Source organism: Caballeronia arvi, from assembly GCF_001544695.2.
Taxonomy (GTDB): domain Bacteria; phylum Pseudomonadota; class Gammaproteobacteria; order Burkholderiales; family Burkholderiaceae; genus Caballeronia; species Caballeronia arvi.
In genome coordinates, this window is sequence record NZ_FCOM02000003.1 from 144799 (window position 1) to 157458 (window position 12660).

9 protein-coding genes are annotated in these 12660 nt (G+C 63.5%); 4 read left to right on the forward strand and 5 right to left on the reverse strand.

Annotated elements, in window-relative coordinates; translation table 11 throughout:
• Positions 1-97 precede the first annotated feature (97 nt).
• From AWB74_RS05420 to AWB74_RS05435, 4 genes are all read left to right on the forward strand, one after another.
• Entirely contained in the window at positions 98-1837 is a 1740-nt protein-coding gene (locus AWB74_RS05420; RefSeq protein WP_061145746.1) for a methanol/ethanol family PQQ-dependent dehydrogenase, read from the forward strand.
• Positions 1838-1911: 74 nt separating this feature from the next.
• On the forward strand, positions 1912-3108 hold the full coding sequence (locus AWB74_RS05425; protein WP_061145905.1) for a c-type cytochrome: 1197 nt from the start codon (positions 1912-1914) through the stop codon (positions 3106-3108).
• A gap of 145 nt (positions 3109-3253) precedes the next feature.
• A complete protein-coding gene (locus AWB74_RS05430) occupies positions 3254-3439 on the forward strand; it encodes a hypothetical protein (RefSeq protein WP_014252544.1) in 186 nt (61 codons plus the stop codon).
• A 217-nt stretch (positions 3440-3656) separates the two neighbouring features.
• Positions 3657-4706 carry an FUSC family protein gene (locus AWB74_RS05435; protein ID WP_061145906.1) on the forward strand — a complete coding sequence of 350 codons (1050 nt, stop codon included), beginning with the start codon at positions 3657-3659 and terminating at the stop codon, positions 4704-4706.
• On the opposite strand, the gene AWB74_RS05440 is transcribed toward AWB74_RS05435, so the two are convergent.
• From AWB74_RS05440 to AWB74_RS05460, 5 genes are all read right to left on the reverse strand, one after another.
• Positions 4703-5851, reverse strand: coding sequence for a DSD1 family PLP-dependent enzyme (locus AWB74_RS05440; RefSeq protein ID WP_061145747.1), 1149 nt, complete (start codon positions 5849-5851; stop codon positions 4703-4705). The two genes, AWB74_RS05435 and AWB74_RS05440, sit on opposite strands and share 4 nt — an antisense overlap.
• Before the next feature lie 93 nt (positions 5852-5944).
• Entirely contained in the window at positions 5945-7183 is a 1239-nt protein-coding gene (locus AWB74_RS05445) for a CaiB/BaiF CoA transferase family protein (RefSeq protein ID WP_061145748.1), read from the reverse strand.
• 1 nt (position 7184) lies between these two features.
• Complete coding sequence (locus tag AWB74_RS05450) at positions 7185-7994, reverse strand: enoyl-CoA hydratase/isomerase family protein (protein ID WP_087038850.1); 810 nt, start codon at positions 7992-7994, stop codon at positions 7185-7187.
• Between the two features lie 58 nt (positions 7995-8052).
• The gene (locus AWB74_RS05455) at positions 8053-9348 is read right to left on the reverse strand and encodes an MFS transporter (RefSeq protein WP_061145907.1); all 1296 of its coding nucleotides are present in this window, start codon (positions 9346-9348) and stop codon (positions 8053-8055) included.
• 248 nt (positions 9349-9596) lie between these two features.
• The gene (locus tag AWB74_RS05460) at positions 9597-12635 is read right to left on the reverse strand and encodes an FAD-binding and (Fe-S)-binding domain-containing protein (RefSeq protein ID WP_061145750.1); all 3039 of its coding nucleotides are present in this window, start codon (positions 12633-12635) and stop codon (positions 9597-9599) included.
• Positions 12636-12660: the final 25 nt, after the last annotated feature.

Genomic DNA, 12660 nt, shown 5'->3' on the forward strand with positions numbered 1-12660 from the left:
TGAATGGCACATGACTTGCCTTGATGAATCCGCAACCGTTTCGCATTGCTATCGAGATTCAGGAAGACGTCGTACCTACAATACCCAGGAGACAACGATGAAGACTCGCTTCAGTCCGGCCATGCGCATCGCGGCGCTTGCAGCAGGCGCCGTTGCGGCATTCGGCGTGGCGCAACATCCGGCCATCGCGGCAGGCAGCACGCCGGCGCAGTATCCGGATGTCAGCTATGAACGCCTCACGAGCGCGCAAGACGATCCGGGCTGGCTCACCTACTACCGCACGTATAACGGTCATGCGCACTCGCCGCTCAAGCAGATCGACACGAGCAACGTGAAGGGCCTGAAGCAGGTATGGAGCTACAAGTTTCCAAAGGAACTGCAGCAAGGCTTCGAAGCGACACCCATCGTCAACGGACGCTTTCTCTTCGTGACGACGCCAAAGGACAACGTCTATGCCTTCGATGCCGCAACGGGCAAGCAGCTCTGGAAATACGAACCGAATCTCGATGCGCGATCGTTCAAGACCGCATGTTGCGATGTGATCAATCGCGGTGTCGCGCTATACGGCAAGAACGTCTATGTCGCGATGCTGAACGGCGAAGTGGCCGCGCTCGATGCGCAAACGGGCGCGCTCGTATGGAAGAAAGCGATGTTCGATCCGGGCGTGGGCTACGCGTTCTCGCTTGCGCCACTCGCGCTCGATGGCGCGCTCGTCGTCGGCAGCGCGGGCGGCGAGTATGGCGCGCGCGGCTTCATCGCGGCACTCGATCCGAATGACGGCAAGGTGCTGTGGAAACGCTTTACCGTGCCCGGCGCGAAGGAACCCGGCGGCAACACGTGGCCCGATGGCATGCAGGATCACGGCGGCGCGCCCGCATGGCTCACCGGCACCTATGACGCCAAGAGCAAGACGCTCTACTGGGGCGTCGGCAATCCGGGGCCGTGGCTTGCCGATCTTCGCCCCGGCGACAATCTCTATTCCGATTCGCTGCTCGCGCTCGATCCGAAGACGGGCGATCTCAAGTGGCACTATCAATACACGGCGCACGACACGTGGGACTATGACGGCGTCAACACGCCCGTGCTCGCGAACATCAAGTATGAGGGCAAGGATTACGACGCGATCATTCATGCGGACCGCAACGGCTTCTTTCATGCGATCGACCGCAGCAACGGCAAGCTGATCTATGCGCGACCTTTCGTCACCGCGACTTCGGTCACCGGTTATACGGACGATGGCAAGCCGATTCAGGATGCCTCCAAGTATCCGAAGACGGGCACCACCATCGAGACATGCCCGAGCTTTCTGGGCGGCAAGAACTGGTGGTCCGTTTCATACGATCCGGAAGAGCATCTCGCGATCGTGCCCGCGCTGCATGCGTGCATGTCTCTATCGGGCAAGTCGGTGACGTACATGGAAGGCCTGCCCTACCTCGGCGAAGGCTTCGAGATCAAGCCCGAGCCGAACAGCAAGGGCTATGGCGAACTGCAGGCGATCGACGTCGATACGGGCAAGAAAGTATGGAGCCACTGGACGAAGCTGCCCTGGAACGGCGGGGTCGCGACGACGGCGGGCGGCCTCGCATTCAGCGGCTCGCTCGATGGCCATCTCTACGCGTTCGATGAAAAGAGCGGCAAGGTCCTGTGGCAAAGCCCCAAGCTCGCGAGCGGCATCATCGCGCAGCCTTCGGTCTATGAAATCGATGGCAAGGAATACGTAGCAATTCTCGCGGGCTATGGCGGCGCGAACCCAATCTGGGGTGGCCCGATGGCGAAGGCCGCGGACAAAGTGCCGCGCGGCGGCACGCTCTATGTGTTCGCGCTCAATCGCACCTGAAAACATCTGATCGAATCGCGAGCGCGTTTCAGCGCGCGTTCGCGGTGTTCATCGACATCATCGGACGCATCGACATGAATCATTCATTCAACTCCCTTCGCGCGGCAAGCATGCTCGCCGCATGCGTCGTGCTCACGCCTTCGCCATCCGAAGCCGCCGTGAAAATCTGCACGTTTCCCGGCAGTCCGTCGGCGGCGCTGGATCGCAGCGTCGCGCAGGCCGTCTTCGCGCGCGCCAATATTGCGGCGACGTTCGTTGCGAACGGCATCGGAGAAGGCGACGACGACGGCGTATCGCTCAAGGAACTCGACAAGACACTCGCACGCAATTGCGATGTGATCGCGGGCTTTCCGCGTTCCGCCGTCGCCGATGCATCCGGCGGCAAGATGCGCTTCTCGCGCGGCTATCTGCGCGCGGGCTATGTCAGCATCGAAGCGCCCGGCGCTGAACTGAAGGACGCCGCAAAGCGCGCGATCGCCGCGACCTATGCGAGCCCCGCGCAGCTGATCGCCGTGCAAGCGTCGGACGTGACGCTTGATCTCGAGAACACATCGGCCGCGACGGTCGAAGCGGTCGCGGACGGACGTGCGCAACGCGCGATCGTCTGGTACCCCGCGGTCGTCGCTTATCGCAACGCGCATCCCGCACGCAGCTTCGCGGTGGCGGCCACCGACTCGCCGTATGCGGAGTGGCAACTGACGTTCGCATTCGGCGATAAAGCCGCTGCACTACGCGGGCGTATCGACGATGTGCTCACGTCCATGAGCAGCGATGGTCAATTGAAGGCATTGACGAAGAAATGGCTCCTGCCCGCGCAAACTGCTTCGACCGCACGCCATCGCGACACGCCTGATGGCATCGTCCTCGCAGATATGAACGCCGCGCGCGCGGGCCGCTTCATCAAGGTCGCGAACGAAGGCAGCGTCGCGCCGCCATCGTTCGAACAGGCGCAAACGACGCACGGCAAGACGCTCTATTCGAGCGCGTGCGCCAAGTGCCACGGCGCGCAGCTTCAGGGCGTGACGGCGCCCGCGTTGCAAGGACCTTCGTTCGCGCCGGCATCGAATTCTCATCTGACAGTCGGCGGCATCTTCACCTACATGGCGACCAACATGCCCGCCGATCGTCCGGGCAAGCTCAAGGACCAGGACTACGCCGACATCATGGCCTTCCTGCTGCTGTCGAACGGTTACAAGCCGAGCGCATCGAAGATGACCGCCGACAGCGCGCGCGCCTCGACCTTGCCGCTCAACGCCGGGCCCGGCCGTTAAGTGCGCGATCCGCACGCCGGTTTCAATACTTGAATACATCACAACGTGACATATAATTGAGTTGTCGCGCAAGCGGATCGATAGGTGTCGCAGCGCGGCGCAATGCGCAAGTCAGCCGGTTTCAAGCCGGCGGGAGGCCAACGTCGTGCTTATCAATAACGAGTTCGAAATCGGCTATCTGGTCGTCGTTTTCGCCTTGCTCGGCGTCATCCTGATCGGCGCGCTGCTCACGGCGCTGCATCTGGACCGCTGGCATCCGAAGCTCATCGGCGCGACCCTCGGGGCGTTACTCGGGCTTGCGCTGATCGAAGCGGTGCCGATGCTTACCTGACGACACACCCTGACGTTTCGTCGAGACTTCGGTTGTTCGCGATACCAGGGCGGTACGCGTGTTCTGCAAGCGGGAACATGCGTACCGCCTTGTTTCTTTTTCCCGCTGATTCCCCTCCTTCCATCTCGCCCCGCACCGCATTGGCATAATGCAGTGCGGACGCGCGCGTGTGTCGCGTCGCCACTATCCGTTCCGTTTCATCATCGAAAGAGACCGCATGACCGCGATCATCCGCACGCGACGCCGCCTGCACGCTTTCTTCGGCGCACCCGAAGCCAGACGGCTGCTGCGCACCCTGATGAGTTGCGCGATCAGTTACGGCGCCGCGCGGCTCGCCGCGCTGCCCGAAGGATACTGGGCGCTCATCACGACGCTCGTGATCGTGACGCAGCCGAGCCTCACGCAAGCCGTCGATACCGCGCGCGATCAGATCATCGGCGCCTTCATCGGCGCGGTCGCGGGCGTGCTCGGCATCGTCGCGATGCAGCGTGGCGCGGCGCCGCTCGCGGTCTTCAGCGTGGCGCTCCTGCCGCTTGCCGCGTTGAGTGCGAAGCGGCCTGCGTTCAGGCTCGCGTGCGTGACGCTCGTGATCGTCGTGCTGATTCCCGCCGGTCCCGGCTCGCCATACGAGCGGCCGATGCATCGCGTGCTGGAGATATTGATCGGCGCGGCATCGTCGTTCGTCGTGTCCGCGCTTTGGCCGAATCGTGCACTCGACGCCGCGCATCACAGCGTCGCGGATACGTTGAGGAGCCTCGGTCAGTTGATCGGACTGTATCTGTCGGGCGATCACGACGATGCCCGCGCGCAGCGCCTCGAAACGCAAAGCACGGACGCGCAGAAAGCACTCGACGACGCGTTGAAGGAGGCCGAGCGCGAACACATCATCGTGCTCGTACAGAATCGCCGCTCCGACGCCATCGACAAAGCCGCGCCCTTTCTACGGCGTCTGCATGGCGATGCGCTCTTTCTTGCAAAGGCGGTATCGCGTTGGGACCGCGATACCTGCGCGTTGCGGCTCGGCGCGACAGGACGCGAACTACAAGGGTTGTTCGAGGCGCTCGCAAGCGTGCTCGCCTCGAATCGTCAGGACGATGCGAAGCTCGCGCACGTGCGTTCTTCGGCGCGCGAGCTGAAGGACATGCTTGCGGCGCAAAAGCCAACGCACGGCGCGCAGGAAGTGGCGCAGTTCGTCGTCGGGCTGATCGTCTCCGATCTCGATGCGCTGATCGCGACGATCTATCCGCTCAAGGAATCATCGGCCTAGCGCGAGAGACCGCGCGCGTCGATCGGCCATATGTCCGTCACGCGCTCGCCGCGATAGCACACGTATTCGTCGTAGAGATTCACGGTCGGATCGCAATGTCCCGGCGGCAACAAAAGACGTTGGCCGACGAGCCGCGCGAAGTCGTCGTCGGGCGCGTGCTGCGCTTGCAGCATGCCATGCTCGTCGTTTGCGGAGACATACGTCAGCGCGGCCTCGATATTCGTATCCAGCCAATGCGCGCTGCGCGGCAAGCCCGAATCGACCGCGAGACCCTTGAGACCGACATCGCATACGGCCATGCCGGGACGCGTCGCGCTCATGACCGTCGACAGCACGAAAAGGCTATGACGCCAGCGCAGTTCGCCGCTCCAGCCAATGCCGCCGTAGTCGCCGTCCATGAAGAGATACGAGCCGGGTTGCAGTTCGTTGAAGACGCCGCTGCTTGCATCGAATTCGACGGTGCCCGTGCCGCCGCCCGTCACGATGGCGCAACGCACGCCGCGTACATCGAGCGCGCGCACATAGCGTGCGGCAATGTCCGCGGCGCGCTGCGCTTCGGTCTTGCGGGCGCTCCAGTCGGCGACGTGCTGAATGCCGCCGTGATAAGCCTGAATGCCCGCGAACTTCAGCGCGCTCTGCCCGGCGATGCCATCGACGAGTGCAAGCAGCGCATCTTCGCTCGTCACGCCGCAGCGATGCTGGCCGGCGTCGATTTCCGGCAGCACGTCGATCGACACGCCGGCGCGCGCGGCCGCGTCGCCGAGTGCCTTCACTTGCGGCAACGCATCCACGCACACCGAAAGCCGCACATGCGATGCGAGCTCGACGGCCATCGCCAGCTTGTCCGCGCCGACGAACTCGTTGCTCACATGAATGCTCGCAATACCCGCCGCCGCGAACGGATAGGCCTCCGACAGCTTCTGGCAGCACACGCCGACCGCGCCCGCTTCGATCTGACGCTTCGCAATCTCGCTGGACTTGTGCGCCTTCGCATGCGGCCGCAAGGCGACGCCATGTCGCGCCGCAAACGCGGACATCGCCGCGAGATTGGCGTCGAAGGCGTCGAGGTCGAGCGTCAGGGAAGGCGTGGCGACGGATGCGAGCGTATCGCCCACGCGGGCGGTGGGAGGAGGTGCGAGCGTCATGGCGAGTCGTGGCGATGAAGTGGAATCAGGCATCGATCATAGCGCTGCATTTTGCATGACGAATGCATAAAACCATCCGCTCGCATGCCGACGTCACGCCGGCACTTCGGTTTCGAGAATCGCGCCCTCGTCCTTCAGCGCCTGGATGCGCGCGTCGTCGAAGCCGTACTCGCCGAGCACCTCGCCGGTGTGTTGCCCGAGCAGCGGCGCGGGACGTGAAGCCTTCGTGCATCCCTCGGAGAAGTGAATCGGCAAGCCGATGCCGCGCATCGGGCCCGCAAGCGGATGCTCCGTTTCGACGATCATCCCGCGCGCGATGGCCTGCTCGTGCGACGACGCCTCCGGGACGCCGAGCACCGCGCCGCTCGGCAGGCCGATCTCGTCGAAGCTCGCGAGCCATTCGTCCGTGGTGCGTTCGCCGAGCCGCGCGGTCAGAATCGCGACCAGCGCCTCGCGATGCTTCAGGCGGCCCGCGTTCGTCTGAAAGCGTTCGTCATCGGCGAGACCGGGAATCTTCAACACGTCGACGAGACGCTCGTAGTTGTTCTGATTCGCCGCGCCGATATTGACCCAGCCATCGCGCGTGCGAAACGCCTGATACGGCGCGCTCGTCGGATTCGCGGAGCCCGCTTTCGGCAATACGGTGCCGTCGGCGAAGTAGTTCGCGAAGGCCCAGTACATTTGCTGCAGGCCGGCTTCGAAGAGCGACGTATCGACCATCTGGCCGAGACCGGTCGCCTGCTTGCGCGCATAGGCCGCGCTGATGCCGAGCGCCGCCAGAATGCCCGCGTTGATGTCGGTGACGGGGGAACCCGCCTTGATCGGCGCCTGCCCCGGCTCGCCGGTCATGCTCATCAGGCCGCTCAAACCTTGCGCGATCAGATCGAAGCCGCCCTTGTCGGCCATCGGCCCGCTGCGACCATAACCCGATATCGCACAGTAGATGAGGCCGGGGTTCATCGCCCTGAGCGTTTCGTAGCCCATGCCGAGCTTTTCCATCGTGCCGCGCCGATAGTTTTCTGTCACGACATCCGCGCTCGCGAGCAACTTCCTCAGCACTTCCTTACCGCCTTCGGTCTTCAGATTGAGCGCGATGCCCCGCTTGTTGCGGTTCACGATCATGAACGATGCCGACTCGCCGCTCGCGAGAATCGGCGCGAAACGCCTGCAATCGTCGCCATTGGGAATCTTTTCGACCTTGATGACGTCGGCGCCCATGTCCGCGAGCATCATCCCGCAGATCGGCCCGGACATGATGTGCGCGAGTTCGATCACGCGCATGCCTGCGAGCGGTCCTGCGCCTGCGGCGGTCCCTGGTTTCGTATCTGCCATGTCAACGTCCCTTGAATTGCGGTTTGATCTTGTCGAGGAAAGCCTGATAGCCGGTGCGGAAATCCTCGGTGCCGAAGCAGGCGAAGCCTTCGTTGCGTTCCGCGTCGGCGAGTGGCGCGGGGTCCATCACGCGGCGCACGAACTGCTTGTGCCAGCGCGCGACGAGCGGCGCGCCGTCCGCGATGCGCCGCGCCGTTTCGTCCGCATGCGCCGTGACTTCGCCGTCCGCGACGACGCGCGTGACGAGTCCTTTCGCAAGCGCTTCCCGCGCATCGAAGATGCGTCCTTCGAGAAGAATTTCGAGCGCGGCGGCCGGCCCCGCGAGACGCACGAGACCTTCCATTTCGGCATGCGCCATCACAAGGCCGAGGTTCTTGATGGGCACGCCGAAGCGGCTCGATTCACCGCAGATGCGCAGATCGCACATGGCCGCGATCTCGAGGCCGCCGCCGACGCAGATGCCGTGAATCATCGCGACGATCGGATGGCGGCATTCGCGTAATGCATGCAAAGTGCGATGCATGATCGCGCCGTAGGCACGCGCCTGCTCGACATTGGCGCGATCCGTGCGGAACTCGCCGATATCGTTGCCCGGCGAAAACGCCTTCTCGCCCGCGCCGCGCAGCACGATGCAGCGCAGCGAATCGTCGCCGGACAGCGTCTCGATGGTTTCGCCCAGCGAGCCCCAGAGAGGCTTGGTCATCGCGTTGAGCTTCCCGGGCCGGTCGATGACGACCGTCGCGATATCGCCGTCGCGCTCGATCAGAATGGATGGCTCCGCCACAGCGCCTCCTTGAATTGAATGCTGCATGCGTTATTCGATGCGGTTCAATGCATGCAAAATGCATCGAACCGCCCTGCTTGCACGATCACACGAACTTGCGCGCGGGCGCCGGGTCGTCCTTGTCCTTTTCCTCTTCCACTTCGAGCGCGCGGTCCGGGCGCATCGTGAACGAGAGGATGATGCCGACCGCCATCAGGATCATCGACACCGTGAACGGCAGGTTCCAGTTGCCGGTGCGGTCGATGAGCCAGCCGCCCAGGACCGGACTGATGATCGCGGCGAGCGCCGAGCCGGAATTCATGATGCCGGACGCGGTGCCCGCGTGCTTCGGCGCGATGTCCATCGGCACGGACCACATCGGGCCGATCGTCATCTCGTTGAAGAAGAAGCCGGCCGACAGGCACACCGCCACGAGCCCGATCGAGATATCGGAGATCAGCATGATCGGTGCGAGCGACAACAACGTCAGCGCCATGCACACGCCCACCATCACGTTGCGCGCGAGGCGCACGTTCCCGCTTTTTCTGAGGATGCGGTCCGTCACCGAACCGCCGAGCCAATCGCCGAGCACGCCCGCGAAGAACACGCCCGACGCGAACAGCGCCGACTTGCCGAGCTGCATGTGATAGTTGTGCAGGAAGTACTGCGGAATCCAGCCGAGGAAGAGCCACAGCACCCAGCCGTAGCAGAAGTACACCGCGGTGACAGGCGCCATCCGGCCCAGCAGCGTGCGCCACGGCACCGGCGTGCGTTGCTTCACGCCCGAGTAAGTCGCAAGCGTCGCGCATTCGGTCTCCGTGATGCGCGGATGATCGCGCGGATTGTCGCGGAAGTAGAAGACCCACGCGAGCGCCCACAGGAAGCTGATGATCCCGGTAATGACGAACGCGCCGCGCCAGCTCGTCGCGACCATGAGCCAGACGATGAGCGGCGGCGCCACCGCATTGCCGATCCGTGATGCTGCATGCGTAATGCCTTGTGCAAAGCCGCGCTGGTCTGCGGGCATCCAGTTGGACATCGCGCGCGTCGCGGTCGGGAAGGTCGCGCCTTCACCGAGGCCGAGTAGCACGCGCGCGACGATCAGCGAAGCGAAGCCGCCCGCGAGACCGGTCAGCACCGTGGCGCCCGCCCAGATGATCGCGCACAGCGTGAGCGTGCGGCGCGGCCCGAAGCGGTCGCCCACCCATCCGCCGATGATCTGAAACACGAGATACGGATACGCGAATGCGGAAAACACGAAACCGACTTGCGTGTGCGAGAGGCCGAGTTCGGCGCCGAACTGACTCGCCGCGGTGCTGACATTGACCCGGTCGATATAGGTGATGAAATACATCGCGCATAGCAGCAGCAGAACGCGCGTGGTGGCTCGACGGAACATCATCGTCTCCTTGTGTAGCCGCGTGCGCGGGCCGGACGCCTTCATGGAAAGGCGCCAGTTGTCGCGGTATGCGGAACTTTGCTTGGGTACGTCGGATGAGGATTGCGGCTCGATATGCGCGCTATTGCGTTCGGCGGCGCAGCTTGCGGATGCGTGGTTTGCGCGGTGATGTCATTGGCTTGTCTCCTGTCGCGGCTCGTCACGGTCCGCTGTTTTGCATCGTTGAAAGAAAATCTCTCGTCTCGCTGTCGTCAATCCTTTGCATCGAGCGCCATGTCGAGCACACGTGCGACATGCAGCGCCTCCCTTTGCGCGCCATCCGCGATCTGATGACGGCAACTCGTGCCGTCGGCGACGATCAGCGCATCGCGCGCCGCGCGCACGGCCGGCAGCAGCGACAGCTCCGCCATCGCCTGCGATGCGTCGTAATGCTCCGCTTCATAGCCGAAGCTGCCGGCCATGCCGCAGCACGATGATTCGATCGTCTTCACGTCGAGCCCGGGAATCCAGTGGAGCACTTTCTCGACGGGGCGCACCGCATCGAATGCTTTCTGATGGCAATGTCCGTGCACCATCGCGCTCGATCGATCGAGCGCTTTGAGCTTCAGTTGCAATCGCCCTGCGGCCTCTTCGCGCACGAGGAATTCTTCGAAGAGGAACGATGCCTTCGCGAGCTTTTTAGCGACATCGTCATAGCCATAACCGAGAAACTCGTCGCGCAAGGAAAGCAGACACGACGGCTCCAATCCAACGATCGCCACACCGCGTTCGACATAAGGCATGAGCGAATCGAGCGCGCGGCGCGCTTCAGCCTTCGCTTCATCGACGAGACCGGCGGAAAGGAACGTGCGCCCGCAACACAAGGGCCGCTCGCCCGCCTTCACGTTGAGATGAACCGTGTAGCCCGCCGCCTCCAATACGCGCTTCGCCGCACGCGCGTTGTCGGGCTCCATGTAGTTGTTGAAGGTATCGACGAAGAGCAGCACTTCATTGCTTGCCGACGTCGATCGCGAGCTCTGAGAGCCTTGCAGAAAAGGCTTCTTGAAACGCGGAAACGCGCGTTGCGGTGCGAGGCCGATCTTCGTCTTGAGCCAGCGTGCAACGCCCGGCATGCTCTCTTCGATTGCATTCGACAAAGCCGGCATACGGCTCGCATACGGCGCATAGCGCGGCAAGAAAGCAATCAACCGTTCACGCAGACGCACGCCGTGACGCGCTGTCCACGCGGCACGCGCCTCGATCTTGATGCGTGCCATGTCGACGCCCGTCGGACAATCGCGCTTGCAGCCCTTGCACGACACGCACAGATCGAGCACGTCCTTCACGTCCTGACTCGCGAGGCCGTCGTCGCCCAACTGTCCCGACAACGCCAGCCGCAACGTATTCGCACGGCCACGCGTGAGATGCTGCTCGTCCTTCGTGATGCGATAGCTCGGGCACATCGTGCCTGCATCGAACTTGCGGCAATGGCCATTGTTGTTACACATCTCGACCGCTTTCGCGAGTCCGCCCGACAGATCGCCGCCCGAGCCCGGCGAGCCCTCTTCGCCCGTCAGCGGATCGCGCGTGACGTTCCATGCCGACCAGTCGAGATGCGGCGTCAATGCGCGTTCGCGATAGGAAGGCGGAAAGCGGAAGTTGCTCGCATCGTCCATCTTCGGCGGCGCGACGATGCGATCCGGGCTCAATCGATTCTCGGGATCGAAGAGCTGCTTGATATCGCGAAACGCCTCGTTGATGCGCGGGCCATACTGCCATGCAACCCATTCGCCGCGGCACAAACCATCGCCGTGTTCGCCCGAGAATGCGCCCTTGTATTCGCGCACCATCGCGGCAGCCTCTTCGGCGATCGCGCGCATCTTGATGGCCCCGTCGCGGCGCATGTCGAGAATCGGCCGCACGTGCAGCGTGCCGACGCTCGCATGCGCGTACCACGTTCCTTCCGTTCCGTGCTTCCTGAAGACTTCGGTGAGACGGCTCGTGTATTCGGCGAGATGTTCGAGCGGCACCGCGCAATCTTCGATGAAGGACACCGGCTTGCCATCGCCCTTCATGCTCATCATGATGTTCAGGCCCGCCTTGCGCACTTCCCACAGCGCCTTTTGCGGACCGGCATCGGGCATCTGCACGACGGAGCCGGGCAAGCCGAGATCGTCCATCAGTTCGACGAGCTGCGCGAGCTTCGCGACTTGCGCATCACGATCCGTACCCGCGAACTCGACGAGCAACACCGCTTGCGGCCGGCCGACGAGCGCTTTTTCGATGACGGGTTTGAAAGCCGGATTCGACATCGCGAGATCGATCATCGTGCGATCGACCAGTTCCACCGCGACGGGTCCGAGCTTCACGATGTGCTGCGTCATGTCCATCGCATCGTAGAAGCTCGGGAAGTTCACGACGCCCAGCGTCTTATGCGCGGGCAGCGGTGCGAGCTTCAATGTCAGTTGACGGCTGAATGCGAGCGTGCCCTCCGATCCGACGAGCAGGCTGGCCAGGTTGGGCTCGCCGTCGGCGCTGAAAGCAAGCGGACTCTGACAGTCGAAGAGATCGAGGTTGTAGCCGGCCACGCGCCGCAGCACCTTCGGTATGCGCTCGCGCATCTCCTGCTGTTCGCGCATCGCGATGCTGCGAATGGCGTCGACGAGATCGCGCGTGCGTGCATCGATCGTCATCGACGAGAGCTTGCCGAAGGCGGCTTCGTGACCATCGGCGAGGATCGCGTCGATGGCGTCGACGTTATGCACCATGATCCCGTATTCCATCGAGCGCGAGCCGCACGAGTTGTTGCCCGCCATGCCGCCGATGGTGCACTGCGCGCTCGTCGACACATCAACCGGGAACCACAAGCCATGCGGCTTGAGCCACACGTTCAGATGATCGAGCACGACGCCCGGCTCGACCGTGACCGTGCGTGCGTCCTTGTCGAAGTGAACGATGTTGTTGAGCCACTTGGTCGTGTCGATGGCGAGCGCCTCGCCCGTCGTCTGCCCGCACTGGCTCGTGCCCGCGCCGCGCGCCAGCACGCTCGCATGGCTATCGCGCGCGATCTGCAACGCGATGCGCAAGTCGTCCTGATCCTTCGGCACGACGACGCCGAGCGGCATGATCTGATAGATCGATGCATCGGTGGCGTAGCGCCCGCGCGATGCGCGATCGAACAGCACGTCGCCCTTCAGTTCGCGCTGCAAACGCGCCTGCAGCGGCGTGGGCGTGGACGCGAGCCGCGCGCGCGCGGAAGCGGGCATCAGATGGATCGGCTTGACGAGCCGGTCGGTAGGGGAATTGAGCATCGTCGCTGTCGGTGAGTGCCGGAAT

Bases quoted from the DNA above. Each gene is read 5' to 3' on its own strand.
- AWB74_RS05460 (WP_061145750.1), bottom strand. From the start codon at position 12,635: ATGCTCAATTCCCCTACCGACCGGCTCGTCAAGCCGATCCATCTGATG.
- AWB74_RS05425 (WP_061145905.1), top strand. From the start codon at position 1,912: ATGAATCATTCATTCAACTCCCTTCGCGCGGCAAGCATGCTCGCCGCA.
- AWB74_RS05440 (WP_061145747.1), bottom strand. From the start codon at position 5,851: ATGACGCTCGCACCTCCTCCCACCGCCCGCGTGGGCGATACGCTCGCA.
- AWB74_RS05435 (WP_061145906.1), top strand. From the start codon at position 3,657: ATGACCGCGATCATCCGCACGCGACGCCGCCTGCACGCTTTCTTCGGC.
- AWB74_RS05450 (WP_087038850.1), bottom strand. From the start codon at position 7,994: ATGCAGCATTCAATTCAAGGAGGCGCTGTGGCGGAGCCATCCATTCTG.
- AWB74_RS05455 (WP_061145907.1), bottom strand. From the start codon at position 9,348: ATGATGTTCCGTCGAGCCACCACGCGCGTTCTGCTGCTGCTATGCGCG.
- AWB74_RS05420 (WP_061145746.1), top strand. From the start codon at position 98: ATGAAGACTCGCTTCAGTCCGGCCATGCGCATCGCGGCGCTTGCAGCA.
- AWB74_RS05445 (WP_061145748.1), bottom strand. From the start codon at position 7,183: ATGGCAGATACGAAACCAGGGACCGCCGCAGGCGCAGGACCGCTCGCA.